The organism is Aeromonas sp. R7-2 (genome assembly GCF_040908105.1).
Lineage (GTDB): Bacteria > Pseudomonadota > Gammaproteobacteria > Enterobacterales > Aeromonadaceae > Aeromonas > Aeromonas caviae.
This window is the reverse complement of sequence record NZ_JBFODC010000036.1, coordinates 316439-331432: the sequence shown is the minus strand read 5'-3', so window position 1 is coordinate 331432 and position 14994 is coordinate 316439. Positions and strand designations below refer to the sequence as shown.

The 14994-nt window shown below is 62.0% G+C and carries 11 protein-coding genes and 1 pseudogene; 4 read left to right on the top strand and 8 right to left on the bottom strand.

Annotation, left to right across the window (positions count from 1 at the left end):
• Positions 1-58: 58 nt before the first annotated feature.
• Together AB5Y47_RS16905 and AB5Y47_RS16900 are read left to right on the top strand one after the other, a co-directional pair.
• Complete coding sequence (locus AB5Y47_RS16905) at positions 59-700, top strand: class I SAM-dependent methyltransferase (protein ID WP_049636553.1); 642 nt, start codon at positions 59-61, stop codon at positions 698-700.
• A 74-nt stretch (positions 701-774) separates the two neighbouring features.
• On the top strand, positions 775-1995 hold the full coding sequence (locus tag AB5Y47_RS16900; RefSeq protein ID WP_368220412.1) for a winged helix-turn-helix domain-containing protein: 1221 nt from the start codon (positions 775-777) through the stop codon (positions 1993-1995).
• Between the two features lie 13 nt (positions 1996-2008).
• Here the strand turns inward: AB5Y47_RS16900 and AB5Y47_RS16895 are convergent.
• Positions 2009-2647, bottom strand: a pseudogene (locus AB5Y47_RS16895) (TetR/AcrR family transcriptional regulator); the annotation flags it as partial.
• 93 nt (positions 2648-2740) lie between these two features.
• Between AB5Y47_RS16895 and AB5Y47_RS16890 the strand changes: the two are divergent.
• Entirely contained in the window at positions 2741-3439 is a 699-nt protein-coding gene (locus tag AB5Y47_RS16890; RefSeq protein ID WP_319896395.1) for a hydrolase, read from the top strand.
• 109 nt (positions 3440-3548) lie between these two features.
• Here the strand turns inward: AB5Y47_RS16890 and frdD are convergent, their stop codons facing one another.
• From frdD to mscM, 7 genes are all read right to left on the bottom strand, one after another.
• Complete coding sequence (gene frdD / locus AB5Y47_RS16885; RefSeq protein ID WP_010673803.1) at positions 3549-3905, bottom strand: fumarate reductase subunit FrdD; 357 nt, start codon at positions 3903-3905, stop codon at positions 3549-3551.
• Positions 3906-4017: 112 nt separating this feature from the next.
• Entirely contained in the window at positions 4018-4416 is a 399-nt protein-coding gene (locus tag AB5Y47_RS16880; RefSeq protein WP_010673804.1) for a hypothetical protein, read from the bottom strand.
• 16 nt (positions 4417-4432) lie between these two features.
• A complete protein-coding gene (locus tag AB5Y47_RS16875; RefSeq protein ID WP_042065016.1) occupies positions 4433-5167 on the bottom strand; it encodes a succinate dehydrogenase/fumarate reductase iron-sulfur subunit in 735 nt (244 codons plus the stop codon).
• Positions 5160-6944 carry a fumarate reductase (quinol) flavoprotein subunit gene (frdA, locus tag AB5Y47_RS16870; protein WP_010673806.1) on the bottom strand — a complete coding sequence of 595 codons (1785 nt, stop codon included), beginning with the start codon at positions 6942-6944 and terminating at the stop codon, positions 5160-5162. Before frdA ends, AB5Y47_RS16875 begins: the two co-directional genes overlap by 8 nt.
• 515 nt (positions 6945-7459) lie before the next feature.
• A complete protein-coding gene (locus AB5Y47_RS16865; RefSeq protein WP_010673807.1) occupies positions 7460-9337 on the bottom strand; it encodes a methyl-accepting chemotaxis protein in 1878 nt (625 codons plus the stop codon).
• 156 nt (positions 9338-9493) lie between these two features.
• Positions 9494-10171 (bottom strand): glycerophosphodiester phosphodiesterase, encoded by a 678-nt coding sequence (locus AB5Y47_RS16860; RefSeq protein WP_053288722.1) that lies wholly within the window; start codon positions 10169-10171, stop codon positions 9494-9496.
• A gap of 29 nt (positions 10172-10200) precedes the next feature.
• Complete coding sequence (gene mscM / locus AB5Y47_RS16855; protein ID WP_368220411.1) at positions 10201-13476, bottom strand: miniconductance mechanosensitive channel MscM; 3276 nt, start codon at positions 13474-13476, stop codon at positions 10201-10203.
• Between the two features lie 153 nt (positions 13477-13629).
• On the opposite strand from mscM, the gene AB5Y47_RS16850 reads away from it, so the two are divergent.
• The gene (locus tag AB5Y47_RS16850; protein WP_368220410.1) at positions 13630-14964 is read left to right on the top strand and encodes an MATE family efflux transporter; all 1335 of its coding nucleotides are present in this window, start codon (positions 13630-13632) and stop codon (positions 14962-14964) included.
• The last annotated feature ends 30 nt before the right edge of the window (positions 14965-14994 follow it).

Sequence of the window (14994 nt, the reverse complement as noted above, 5' to 3'; positions counted from 1 at the left end):
TTGCCAGCAGCGGGCGTGGCAGGCAATCTGCCCCGCTGTCGCCACCCGAGGAGCTGCCATGTCATCCCCTATTCACTGTCCCCTGTGTCTCTCCCCTTGGCACCATGCCCTGCCGGTGGCGGGCAAGGGCTATTACCGCTGCCTGGCGTGCGAGCTGGTCTGGATGGACGAGGCGGACCACCTGGACGAGGGGGCTGAGAAGGCGGTCTATGACGGGCACGACAACCGGGTGGACGATCCCCGCTACCGGGCCTTTCTGATGCGTGCCTTTGGCGAGGTGCTGGCCCGGGTGTCGCCTTCTGCCAGCGGCCTCGATTTTGGCTGCGGCCCCGGACCTGCCCTTATCGCCATGGGGCGGGAGGCGGGCTTCGAGATGGCGGGCTACGACAAGTTCTATGCCGACGACCCCGAGTGCCTGGCAAGGCAATACGACTTCATCACCAGCACCGAGGTGATAGAGCACATCGCCACCCCCCGCGCCGTGCTGGACACGCTCTGGGGCTGCCTCAAGCCCGGCGGGGTGCTGGTGTTGCAGACCCAGCGGGTGCTGGGGGACGAGCGCTTCAAGACCTGGCGCTATCGCCACGATCCCACCCACATCGTCTTCTTCGCCGAGGCCTCGTTCCGTGCCCTGGCGGTCCGCTGGCAGGCAGAGGTCGAGTTTCCTCATGCGGATGTGGCGGTGTTCACCAAACCCTGAGCCGGGCGTTTTCATTTGGCCATGAGTTGGGCATGCTGGTGGCCTGATACCCAGGAACGGATGCCCCTATCTCCATGTCGATCCCCCACCTCTCATTGCAAGACGCCCGCCACCTGCAACTGGCGGCCCAGGGGCTGCTGACCCCGCGCCGCGCCAGAGCAACCCCCGCCGACCTGCTCGCCTGCATTCGCCGCATGGCGTTGCTGCAGATAGACACCATCTCCGTGGTGGCCCGCAGCCCCTATCTGGTGCTGTTCAGCCGCCTTGGCCACTACGATCCGCGCTGGCTGGAACAACTGCTGGCCGATGGTGATCTTTTCGAATACTGGGCCCACGAGGCCTGTTTCGTCCCCCGGGAAGATTACCGGCTGCTGCGCCATCGCATGCTGGATCCCGCCGCCATGGGCTGGAAGTTCTCCGCCCAGTGGCTCAAGACCCACGGCGGCGAGATAGCGCAGATAGTCGAGCGCATACGCCAGGATGGCCCGGTGCGGGCGGCAGACTTCGAGCGCAAGGGGGGCAAGGGCAACGGCTGGTGGGACTGGAAGCCCGAAAAGCGCCACCTGGAGGTGCTGTTTACCGCAGGTCAGCTAATGGTGCGCGAACGGCGCAATTTCCAGCGGGTCTACGATCTCGCCGAGCGGGTCATGCCGGAGTGGAATGACGAGCGGGATCTGCCGAGTCCTGATCTCGCCCGGCGGGACATGGTGCGAGCCAGTTGCCGGGCGCTGGGGCTGGTCAAGACCGGCTGGGTGGCGGATTACTATCGCCTTAAACGGGGGAAATACGACGCCCTGCTCCACCAGCTGGCGGACGAGGGGGAGCTGTTGCCGGTACGAGTGGAGGGGTGGCAGCACGGAGCCTTCGTTCACGCCTCCCTGGCCGATGAGCTGGTCCGGGCCCAGGCGGGCACCCTCAAGGCGAGCCACACCGCCGTGCTCTCGCCCTTTGACCCGCTGGTGTGGGATCGCAAGCGGGCCAGCGAGTTGTTTGGCTTTGACTATCGCATCGAGTGCTATACCCCGGCCCCCAAGCGCCAGTACGGTTATTTCGTGCTGCCGTTGCTGCATCGCGGCAAGCTGGTGGGCAGGATGGACGCCAAGGCCCATCGCAAGGAGGGGGTGTTTGAGGTCAAGAGCCTCTATCTGGAAGACGGGGTCAGGGTGACCCGGACCCTGGCCCAGAATCTGGGCAAGGCCATCCAGAAGCTGGCGGAGTGGCACCAGACCCCGCTGGTGCGTTATGGCAACGTTCCTGCTCCCTTGTTGGCTCAATGGCAGGAGGTGGCACGCTGAGGAAGGACGCCGACCCTCGCATCAAGCCGGGCAGGACCAGGGCTACGGCGGCGGCGATGCGCGCGCGGATGTCGCTGCCCGGCGCCAGCAAGCCGAGCGCCATCTGGCGCAGCGGCTCCGCCATGGTCATCGCCAGCAGCAGGTCGCTGGTCTGGGCGGTATCCAGCTCGCGCAGCCAGCCCAGTTGCTGCTGGCGCTGTAGCCACGCCGCCAGCGTCGCTCTGCCGCGGGCAATGCCGTTCTCCTGATAGGCCGCCAGCAGGGCATCGCGCCCCGCGAACTCATGCTGCAGCAGTCGGAACATGCCCACCGCCGGTGCGCTCAGCACCTGGCTGGCAATGGCTTGCAAGCCCTGCACCAGCATCTCTCCCAGTACCTCGGGGTGGGTTGCATCCTGCTCGAAGGCCGGTTGAAAGGCATCGGTCCAGCTGCGCACCGCCTGCGCTACCAGCTCGTCGCGATTGGCGGCGAAGCGGTAGAGGGTCTTCTTGGCAACCCCCGCCTCTTTGGCCACCGCATCCACGGTCGCAGCGCCGTAGCCCCCCTTGAGCAACAAGGTCAGCGTCGCCTCGGCGAGGGCGGCGCGAAGGTCGGCTTCCGGGGTGACCGGACGGCCTCGTGAGCGTGTTTCTTCATCGTTCTGGTGCGACATATGGGCTCCTGGAAAGCATTGACAGACCCAGCATACAGGCATAGCGTAATTTAAGAAACGAACTTCGTTTCCTAAATTTATGGGAGTCATATCATGCATCCTTCTGCCCTGTTTGCCCCTTGGGGCGTCAATGACATCAATGAGTTGCTCAGGCCGCAACCCCTTCGCCTGGAAATGGGTCTGACCCGCAGCACCGACGGCCTGCTGACGGTCGCCATCCGCACCGATCTGCACGGTTGCAAGGGGCGCATGCTGGATTGGTGGTTCACCTTCTTCGAGACGACCCAGCACATCAGGTGGTGGCACCCCCACGATCATGTCGAGCACCGGGGCTGGGATCATCACTGGAAAAAAGGGGAGCGCTATGTGGGAGCCAGCATAGAGGCGGTGGAGTGGCTTGCCGAGCTGCCGCCGGTGGCAGCTCGCCTCAAGTTCCACGGTGCCGAAGAGGTGTTCGCCCCGCAATCGCTACACGAGGCGCGGGAGACGCAGGCTCTCTCTGCCGCCATCTGCGCCCGTATCGGCTTTGGCAACGAGGTGGCGCTGGATGACAACGATGCGCCGCTGGATGGCGAGATGCTGCACCTGGCGCGCGATACCCCCTATGGCTGTGTGCTGCGCAGTCGCTTTCTGCTGGGCAAAGCCTGCGCCAACCCGTTTGACGAGGTGCCGGACGAGATAGGCTTCAACCTGATGCGCCACTGCTACAGCGAGTTCAGTTATCTGGCGCAGTTTCTGCCGTCGCTCTACTACGCGGAAAACGGCCGTGAACCGGCACCGCGACTCTGGTGACGGATGCCGAACGAGCGCGCAGGCCAGCTGCCGGGTGGAGATGAACCGCAGAAGATGGTCATAAAAAAACCGGGCACTGGGCCCGGTTTGTCATGCAGTCAGGATGTGCTTACTGGAGCACCAGTACCATCAGCAGGCCGACGGTGATGGCGGACACCAGGAAGGCGAAGCCATAGAACACATAGTGGTGCAGCTTGGTGGTGTGGATCCCCAAGTCATGCAGGCCGTGGTAGATGCGGTGCATGCCGTGCCAGACGGGCAGGGCGATGATCACCAGCAGGATGCAGGCACCCCACCAGGAGCTGGCGAATGCCAGCACGCGCTCGTAGCTCATGGTCTCCACGTCCATGATGCCCATGGGCACCAGCAGACCTGTGATGAGGACAATGACCGGCAGCAGCATGGCAACCACCATGCCACCCGCACCAAACAGACCCCAGTAAATTGGCTCGTCAGAACGTCTCATATTTTTTCCTCAAATCATGATTGAGTGATCGTGGCCAACGTTTCTGAGTGAGAGCCCGGTACCAAACAGACACCAATAACCGGGTTCGTCAGAACGTCTTATGGTTTTCTCCTCAGGCCACGATGATCAGGACAAGCAGGGATACCGCCGCCAGCGCCACATACTGGGCGATGACGATCGGCTTCTCCGGCACCAGGTCTTCACCACGGAAGATGCGCATGGCTTTCGGAGCCAGGGCGAACCAGGTCTTGGCGTGGAACAGGCAGGCTGCCAGGGCGATGACGTGGAACAGGATGGCAATGGGGCTTTGCAGGGATTCCAGCCAGCCGTTGAATGCCTCCTGACCCTGTACCAGGCGCAGCAGACCCCACATCAGCACGACGGCGTAGATGGAAACGAAGATGCTGGTGCCTTCGCGGATCATGTAACCGGTGTAGAAGGCATTCTTCAGCCACCAGTCTTTCTTCATCTCGCGCACGTAAGGCTTACGTTTGCTCTCAGTGTTGTTCATGGTCTCACTCCTGGTCTCAATCCGGCTTGAACATGGCGATCATGTAGTCCTTGGCGCTCTCGACCTTGCCAAGCTGGATGGCGGCGGCCGGATCCACGCCTTTCGGGCACACTTCGGAGCAGTAGCCCACGAAGGTACAGCCCCAGACGCCCTCGTCCTGGCTGATGATCTTCATCCGCTCCCTGGACGCGCTGTCGCGGTTGTCGGCGTTGTAGCGATAGGCCAGTGCCAGGGCCGCCGGACCGGTGAACTTCTTGTTGATGCCATATTGCGGGCAGGCCGCGTAGCACAGACCGCAGTTGATGCACATGGAGAACTGGTGATACTTCGCCATGTCAGCCGGCGTCTGGGTGTACTCGCCATCGCACAGGCTGCGCGGCTCGGACGGGATGATGTAGGGCTTGATGCTCTCCAGCTTCTCGATGAAGTCGGACATGTCGACCACCAGATCGCGCTCGATGGGGAAGTTGTTGAGCGGCTCGATAGTCATCTTGCCCGGCAGGTAATCCCGCAGGAAGGTCTTGCAACCGAGTTTCGGAATGCCGTTGACCATCATGCCGCAGGAGCCGCAGATCGCCATCCGGCAGGACCAGCGGAAGCTCAAGGTAGAGTCCAGATGATCCTTGATGTATTGCAGCGCATCCAGCAGGGACATCTCTTTGAGGTAGGGCACCTGGAAGGTCTGCATCCAGGGCTCGTTATCCTGCTCGGGACGGTAGCGCAGGATTTCAATTTCGATCATCTCAGCCATTCTTCTTAGCCTCGTCTTGTTTCTCACCCTCGGAACCGTACACGCGCTTGGCCGGTTGGGATTTAGTGATCTTCACATCGGAATAGTCGATGGTCGGGGCCCCTTCGCCGTTGTAGAAGGAGAGAGTGTGCTTGAGGAAGTTGACGTCATCGCGCTCCTCGTAACCGTCCAGACGCTGGTGGGAACCGCGGGACTCTTTGCGGTTGATGGCGGAGTGCGCCATGGCTTCCGCCACGTCCAGCATGTAGCCCAGCTCGATGGCGTACAGCAGGTCGGTGTTGAAGACCGAGGACTTGTCGTTGATCTTGATCTTCTTGTAACGGGCTTTCAGCTCGTTGATCTTGTCGATGGTGCCCTGCATCAGCTCTTCGGTACGGTAGATACCGACACCGGCTTCCATGGACATGCCCAGTTCGTTGCGGATATCCGCCGGGTTTTCGGTGCCGTCGATGTCCAGCAGGGAGAGGTGCTGCTTGATGAGCGCCTCGGCCTTGGCGACCAGCGCCTGGGTGTTGCCGTGTTGCTGGGTGGCGGCAAACTCGGCTGCCTGCTCACCGGCCACCTTGCCGAAGACCACGATCTCGGACAGGGAGTTGGAACCCAGACGGTTGGCGCCGTGCAGACCGACGGAGGCACATTCGCCAGCGGCATAGAGACCGGCCAGACGAGTGGCGCACTTGCCGTCAGTTTCGATGCCACCCATGGTGTAGTGGGCGGTCGGACGTACCGGAATCGGCTCTTTCACCGGATCCACACCCACGTAGGCCTTGGCCAGTTCGCAGATGAAGGGCAGACGCTCTTTCAGGTACTTCTCGCCAAGGTGGCGCAGGTCGAGGTGAACCACGTCGCCCATGGGGCCCTGGATCACGCGGCCTTTTTGCTGCTCCTGCCAGAAGGCCTGGGAGAGACGGTCGCGCGGACCCAGCTCCATGTGCTTGTTCTTCGGCTGGCCGACCGGGGTTTCCGGGCCCAGACCGTAATCTTGCAGGTAGCGATAGCCATCCTTGTTGAGCAGGATGCCACCCTCACCACGACAACCTTCGGTCATCAGGATGCCGGTGCCCGGCAGACCGGTCGGGTGATACTGGACGAACTCCATGTCCCGCAGCGGTACGCCGTGGCGGTAGGCCAGGGCCATGCCGTCACCGGTGACGATGCCACCGTTGGTGTTGTAGCGATAGACACGACCAGCGCCGCCGGTGGCCAGCACCACGGACTTGGCCTGGATGAAGCGGGTGATGCCGTTCTGGATGTCAAAGGTGACGACACCCTGGACGCGGCCATCTTCCACGATGAGATCCAGACAGAAGTGCTCGTCGAAGCGCTTGATGGTCGGGTACTTGATGGAGGTCTGGAACAGGGTGTGCAGGATGTGGAAGCCGGACTTGTCGGCGGCGAACCAGGTGCGGGGGATCTTCATCCCGCCGAAACGGCGAACGTTGGCCTTGCCGTCCGGTTTGCGGCTCCAGGGGCAACCCCAGTGCTCCAGCTGGATCATCTCGTTGGTGGCGTTGTTGACGAAGTACTCGACTACGTCCTGCTCACACAACCAGTCACCACCGGAGACGGTGTCGTTGAAGTGGTTTTCCAGGGAGTCGTCATCACGGACGACGCCTGCGGCGCCACCTTCGGCGGCCACTGTGTGGCTGCGCATCGGATAGACCTTGGAAATCAGGGCGATTTCCAGCTCCGGGTGGGCTTCTGCAATGGCGATTGCGGCACGCAGGCCACCGCCACCGGCACCGATGATGGCAACATCGGTCTTGATAATATCCACATCTGCCTCCTTAGGGATAGATTTGCTGGGCACGATTTTGCTCTATGAAAAAAATTCAGGCTTGATGCAAGTCAAACTGCTTTGTTTTAGTGCTTGGCAACGGTGATTTTTATTACAACCACCCCATTCCTTGGATGAAAATGCCGTCATTATCGCCATCCATCAGTGATCTGGATCAGCCGTACTCGCTACTCTGGTGATTTTAACTCCAAGATTATACGTAGTTTTCTTTCAAAAAAATGAGAAATGCCTCTCTTTTTGGGTATTACCCATAAAGTTTTTAAGTTTTTTATCAAAACAGTTTAATGATAACTATTATCACGATGACATATCGAGGTTAGGCATCAAAAAAGTAATGCGAATATAGCCATGACAGACTGGGCCCGTCTCCCACACATGGGCAAAAGGAGATGTCGATCACAGGGTTGAGGGTCTCGAAAGGGGATTATAACCGTTGAAACAAAAAGGGTTTATAAAAAAAGGGGCCTGAACGGCCCCTTTCTTCCCATGGTCGATCAGATGCGGAACATGCCGACCTGATTATTCAATTCACCTGAAATATTTTTAAGCTGGGCCGACAGATTGCGGGAGCTGTCCGCATCCACTGCCAGCTCGTCCGAGACATCCTTGACCGCCTGGATGTTGCGGCTCACCTCGTCGGTGACGGCACGCTGTTCCTCGGCGGCGCTGGAGATCTGGGTCGCCATGTCGGAGATCTGGTTGATGGAGGTGGTGATCTGCTCCAGCGCCTGGGTCGCATCGTTGGCATCTTCCACGCTGTTCTGGGCCAGCAGCTGACCCTCGTGCATGGTACTGACGGCGCCCTGGGTGTTGCGCTGCAGGGTCTCGATCATGCTGCGGATCTCGACGGTGGAGCTGTGGGTGCGCTGGGAAAGCACCCGCACCTCGTCGGCCACCACGGCAAAGCCGCGTCCCTGCTCGCCAGCCCGGGCGGCCTCGATGGCGGCGTTGAGCGCCAGCAGGTTGGTCTGCTCGGCGATGCCCTGGATGGTGGAGAGGATGGTGTTGATCTCCTGGGCGTTCTTCTCCAGTTCCTGAATGATGCCGGAGGCCTGCTTGACCTGGGTGGCCAGATCCGTGATGGAGCGCTGGTTGCGGGCAATCACCTGCTTGCCGTGCTCGCAACTGCTGGAGGAGCTGCGGGCCGCTTCCGCGGTCTGCTCGGCGTTGCTGGCCACTTCGACGGCGGTGGCGGACATCTCGTGCACTGCGGTCGCAATCTGGGAGATCTCGTTTTGCTGGCGGGCCAGCCCCTGGTTGGATTTCTCCGCCATGTCGTGGGAAGACCTGGCCTGCTGGTTGAGCTGGGTGGAGGAGTTGGAGATGTCCTGCACCATGACGTGGATGCGCTCGATGAAGGTGTTGACGTGCTTGGCGACGGTACCGACCTCGTCTTCACGCTCGATCTTGATGCGACGGGTGAGATCGCCGTTGCCGCGGGAGAGATCGGCAATTGCCTCGCCCAGGGTTTTCAGCGGCGCCAGGGAGCCGTTGATGGCGACATAGGAGAAGCCCGCCACGATGAGGATGGTCAGCAATCCCTGAATGAGGGCGGAGGTGACCATGCGGGAGACGGACTGGTAGGCGACCGCTTCATCCACCACGATGCCGAAATACCAGTTGGTGTTGGGGATCTCGGTGAGGTCGAATACGCTCGCCTTGCCGCTGATATCCATCTCGGAGATGGTGTTGTCATGGGCAAGCTCGTTGACCTTGGCTGCCGTCAGTTCCGGGGAGATGGCGGTGGCGGGTTTGAGGGTCAGATCCTTGTCCGGGTGGGCGATGATGGTGCCGTTGCTGTCCACCAGAATGGCATAGGTGCCTTCCGAGTTCATGGCGAGCACGTCTTTCACCAGACCGTCGATGGAGACGTCACCGGCGATGACGCCGTCGGTGTTGCCGCGACTGAAGGGCTCGGCGATGGTGATGATGAGCTGGCCGGTGGTGATGTCGGCATAGGGGGCCGTGATGGCGAGCTTGCCGGCGGCCATGGCGTCCTTGTACCAGGGGCGCTGGCGAGGATCATAGCCAGCCGGCAGATCGGTCGGCTTGCTCTGGATCATCCGGCCATCCTTGGTGCCCACGTAGACGAGATCGAAGTTGCCCGCATTCATGGACTGGGCCAGGTGGCTGAGGGGCTCGTCTTCCTTGGCGAAGGCTTCCTTGGTGGCGGTGACGAGATTGATGCGGGCGTCGAGCCAGCGGGAGATCCCCTTGACGTTGGCGACCGAGCTGTCGTCGATGAAGCTCCAGATCAGCCGCTGTGTTTCACTGCGCAACTGGGAGGTGTTGTACCAGACCTGCAGGCCGGTGATGACCAGAATGATGGCCCCGATGGAGAGGACCAGCTTGTTCTTGATGGATAGGTTCATGTTTACATCCTTGTGAGCGTCAGTCAGAGATCCATGGTGTTTGTTATTGTTATGAGCCAACTCTGTATCGGCTGGCTATGGACTTTATGTATCCCGGTGCACCGCATTTTTTCAATTCTTTTCACCTCCTTGTGGCCTGCCAGGCCGCGCCGATACTCAGCTGAATCGATCTGGCCGGTTGGTGAAGATGCCATCGACACCCATGCTGGCGAGGGCGATCCCATCACTCACTTCGTCGACTGTATAGACCAGGATCTTGAGCCCCCGGCGATGGGCATCCGCCACCAGGGTCTCGTCGACGAAATCCACGTCGCAGTTCAGTGACCAGGCCCCCAGCGTCTCGGCGAAGGCGGCGCCGTCGAGGGGCAGGCTGGCCGTGAGGGCGCCGATCCTGATTTCCGGTCGCAGTCCCTTGAAGCGTAACAGCTCGGGATGATGAAAGGAGGAAACGATCCAGTGCGCCTGGGTAAAGCCAAGCTCGGCCTCGGCCCGCCTGGTCAGGGCGGCCACCGGCTCGGCGGTGTGGGCGCCCTTTAGCTCGATGTGCAGTTCGCAGCGCCCCGCCACCAGTGCCATCACCTGCCACAGGGTCGGGATCCGCTCCCCGTCCCCCGCATCCAGGCTCGCCAGGTACTCCCGGGATTGCCCGGTCAGCACACCCTGGCCGTTGGTGCAGCGCTCCAGCCGCCGGTCGTGGAAGACCCAGAGCTCTCCGTCGGCCCACTGCACGTCCAGTTCGATGGCTTTGGCACCCAGATCCAGCGCCAGGCTCATCGCCTTGAGGGTATTCTCCGGGGCCAGGCCGCTGGCACCGCGATGGGCAATGATCTGCATGATGGCTCCTGTTGTCGTCTTTGGGGGCTTCATCCCCGGCTCATCCGGATGTCGATCTGCTGATGTGGCAGATGCATGCCGACCTGGCCGAGTTTCTCCAGGATCAGGGAATGTACCTCGTGTGTAATGGGCATCCGGTGATCCATGTTGTTGACGTAGAGCCGGATCTCGTAGATGAGGGCCGAGTCGGTGAACTCGATGAGGAACACCTCCGGGGCGGGCGTATCCAGCACCAGGGTGGACTCGCGCACGCTCTGCTCCAGCAGTTGCTGTACCTGCTTGGGATTCTGGGTCAGGCCGATGCGAATGCGCAAGCGGACCCGGGTGATGGCATCGGACAGGGACCAGTTGATGAACTGCTCGGTGATGAAGGCCTTGTTGGGGACGATGATCTCCTTCCTGTCCCAGTCCACTATGGTGGTGGCGCGGGTCTTGATCTTGGTGACGGTGCCGGTGAGATCCCTGATGGTGACGGTGTCACCCAGGCGGATCGGTTTTTCGAACAGGATGATGAGGCCGGAGACGAAGTTGGCGAAGATCTCCTGCAACCCGAAGCCCAGCCCCACGGAGAGTGCTGCCACCAGCCACTGGGTTTTGGACCAGTCGATGCCGAGCATGGAGAAGCCGGTGAGGGCGCCAATCAGCAGCACCAGGTACTTGCTCACCGTGGTGAGGGCGAAGCCGGTGCCTGGGGAGAGGCTCAGGTGCTGGAGCAGGGTGAGCTCCATCAACCCTGGCAGGTTGCGGGCGGTGACCACCGTCAGGATGAAGGCGAAGACGGTCAGCATCAGATCCTGCAGGGTGATGGCGGAGAGCTGCTCGATGCCGGCCACCTTGCTGCTCACCTGCCACACCTCGATGCTGCTGAGGAAGCTGAATGCCGAGTTGAGATCCGACCATTGCACCACCACCAGCATGGTGAAGCCCAGCATCAGCAGGGTGCGCACCAGGCCGAGGGACTGGGCGCTGATGGTATCCAGATCCAGCTCGGGCTCCTCCACCACATCGGGGATCTCGGAGCTGAGATCGTCCTCTTCCCGCTCCCGCTGCGCCAGGATCTCGGCCCGCTTCTGCTTGGCGCGATCGAAGGCGAGTCGGCGGCGTTGGATCAGCATCCAGCGGTGGGCCAGATAGTAGACGAGCAGGCAGCCGAGCCCCGCCAGCAGGCTCAGCTCCAGCTGGCGCAGCAGGGTGCGGGAGGTGTAGAAGTAGCCGAACAGGGCGCCCAGCACCGCCAGCAGCGGGGCCAGCATCAGGCTGTTCCAGATGAAGTGGTGCAGCAGATGGGGCTTGGTCATGTCTGCCTGACCCCAGGTGAGGGGCAGTTTTTCCCGGTTGAGGCGGGCAAAGAAGAGCAGCAGCCAGAGGGCCCCGATGATGAAGGCGAGGCGTCCCAGGGAGTCGTAGAAGGCGTGCTCCTGATAGCTGCTCGCCATGCCCTGCACGAAGAAGCTCGGGATCAGCACCAGCAGCAGGGTACGAAACTGTCCCCACACTCGCTGCACCCGCTCCTTTTGCCAGCGGAAGTGGAGGATGAGGATCCCCTTCTCCAGGGTGAGGTGGCGCGCCACCAGCAGGGCCAGCAGCAGGAACCAGATTTCACCCAGGCCCCGGGCCACCGCCACCGCGAAGGGATATTGCCAGGCGCCGTCCAGCAGGCCGTGCACCATGAGCACCATGGCGGGCAGCGGCAGGGCTGCGAGCACGGAGCGCACCAGCAACCGGCTGGTGAGGCTGAACTTGTCCTGGGTTACCTTGCCGATGCGCGGGGCAATGTACTGGCTGTATTGAATGAGGTGGCGGGCCAGTTTCAGCCAGCACCAGGCCAGCCCCAGCAGCCCGAGGCCAGCCAGGGTCAGGCTCAGGGGGTTGTTCTCGGCGATGGCCCTGGGCAGTTGCAGCCAGTTGGCCGGGTTGAAGGCAAGGCCGAGGGCGGCCGGGACGCCGAGCAGCACCGCCGGGCTCAGGGGGCGCACGTCCGGCATCCAGAACAGATGGCTGGCGCTGAGTTCGCGGATCTCGTCGATCTTGCTGTTCTGACGGCTGTAGAGCAGCTTGAGGCGGGTCTGCTCCTGAATGAGGGTGTCGGAGGCATCGTTGAGCCGGGTCAGCAGTTGCCGCCTTGCCTTGAGCAGGTTGTCCAGCACGGCGCGCTGGGCCCTGTCCAGGGTGATGCCGTCTCCACTGAGCAGGCTGTTGCGCAGTTGCACCGGATCCTTCAGGGCATCCTGCTCGGTCTCGTACTGGTATTTGGCCATACGCGCCTTGACGATGGCTGACTCCAGCCGCTCCAGCGGGAAGTAGGCGGGCAGATCGGCCAGCTTGCTGCGCAGGTTCTCGCCGTAGGCGTTGCTTATCTGCAACCACTCCAGCTGTTCGCGCACCGAATTGACCAGCTCGTTGAGCCCGGAGAGGGAGGTGTCCACCCCCCGCTGCTCGTCCTGCACCCGTTCAATCTGGTCCTCGAGGGCCCCCAGTTGCAGGGAGAGGGCCTGGTTTTGCTGCTGTTGCTCCTGCAAGAGGGGGAGGTCAGAGGTGAGCTGGCGGCGCAGGCGTTCGCTCTCGGCCAGGGTCTGCTCGGTCTTGTCCCGGCGCAGCTGGTTCTGCTGGGCAAGCAGACTGGTCTGCCACTCATCCTCGTCGGTGATGGCGAGGTTGAGCTCCTGCAGCTTGAGCTTGCCCAGATCGTTGCGCTGCTGGGCGGAGAGCTGCTCCAGCTCCAGCATCTGGATCCGGTCGGAGAGGCTCTGCTCTTTGAGTCGGGTGGCCAGTTGCTGGGCCTCCTGCAACCTGTCCGACTCGTTGCTGAAGCTCAGGCGATCGAGCAGGGAGCGGGTCTGGAGCAACTGCTTGCGCAACTCGTCGACCCGCAGGTGATATTCCTGGCCCGTGCTCTCAAGCTGGTTGAGGCTGTCGGTCACCGCCTGACGCTCCTTGCGCAGGTTGAGCTGGCGGTTGCTGCTCAGGCTGATGGCCTGGCGCAGGGCATCCTCCTTGAGGGAGGAGAGGGACGGGCGGGACTGGGGCTGATAGTTGTGCAGCCCCTCCTTGAGACGGGCGGACTCCTTGGGGTAGTCGATGAGGATCTGCTGGTAGGTCTTGCCCTGTTCCCGGTAGCGCTGGGCATCCCGGGCATATTGCAGGGCCTGCTGGTAGCTCTCCCGCAGTTGCTGATTTTCCGGGGTATCCGTCTTGGGGATGCTTTGCAGCAGCTCCTCTACCTGAGTGATGGCATCATCAGCCTGGACAGCGGAGAAGGGGAACAGGCTGAGACAGAGCATCAGACAGAGCAGGCGTTGCAACATGGCGCACGTTTCCGTTCAGGAGAAGTCGCCCTAGCCTAAAGCAGGGGCCGGGGCGGGTAAAGCCCTCAAGATGAATGATCCACGGCACAAATAACGGGTGATCCGGGTCTTGTTTGGCTATTATTCTGGCCGTTCCCCTTCATTGAGCAATTTATGTCCTCCGTCGATCTGGGCACGGCCCCCCTTTCCCGCCTCTTCTTGCGTTACGTCACCCCCACGGTGGCCGCCATGCTGGTCACCGGCATCTATGTCACCATAGACGGCATCTTCGTCGGCCATATCCTGGGCCAGGACGGGCTGGCCGGCATGATGCTGGCGTACCCCATCTGCGCCGTGCTCTACGCGGTGGGTGCCCTGATCGGCATGGGATCCTCGTCGCTGGCCTCCTTCTATCTGGGCAAGGGGGAGCAGGCCAGGGCGCGCCACATCGTCGGCAATGCCCTGGTGATGGTGCTCATCGCCTCCGCGCTGCTCGCCTTCATTGGCATTCGTTACGGCAAGGCCATGCTTGTCTGGATGGGGGCGCAGGGGGTCATCTTCGACGCAGGCTTCGCCTATCTGCAGTGGTACGCCTGGCTCGGGGTGTTCGCGGTGCTCTCCATGGCCTTTACCGCCCTGCTGCGCAACGACGGGCGACCCGGCCTCACCACCTGGATCCTGGTGGGGGGCGGCGTGCTCAACGTGCTGCTCGACTACCTGCTGATGGCGGTGATCCCCTGGGGGCTGGCGGGGGCCGCCATCGCGACCATGCTCTCCCAGGCGGTCACCGGGGGCCTGTGCCTGTGGCACTTCTTCACCCCCCGCAGCCAGTTGCGCATTCGCTGGGATACCCTGGTGCCCGACTGGCGGCTGATGGGGGAGACATTGCGACTCGGGGTGTCGAGTTTTCTGATGTACCTCTACCTCTCGGTGGTGCTGGCGCTGCACAACAAGGCGCTGCTCTCGGTGGGCACTTCGCTGCACGTGGCCGCCTATGGGGTCATCAGCTACAGCGAGGCCTTCTTCTATCTCATCTTCGAGGGGATCGCCATGGGCATCCAACCCATCGCCAGCTTCAATGCCGGGGCGGGCAACTGGGCACGGGTGCTGCGGGTGCGTAACCAGGCATTGGGAGTGACCATGGCGGTGGCACTGTGCGGGATGATCCCGCTGTATCTGTGGCCGGAGGCAGTGGTTTATCTGTTTGCGGGGGACAATGCTGCCCTGTTGCCGGTGGCCAGCCTCGGTATCTGGCTCTACTTCTGGGGACTGCCCATGGAAGGCTTGCTGCTGGTGGGGGCCACCTATTTCCAGGCCATCAACCGGGCTCGCATCGCTTCCCTGCTCACCGGCGGCAAGCTGGTGCTGATCGGCGGTTTCCTGTGGGGCTTCTCCTCCCTGTGGGGAGTGGCCGGTGTCTGGCTGGCGCTGCCCACTTGCAGCACTCTGCTGGTCCTGGTGATGTGGCGGGCGATGAACAGGGAGGGGCGCCAGCACAGCGCTGCCTGAGATGTGGTCATGCGTCCATGAAAAAGGCAG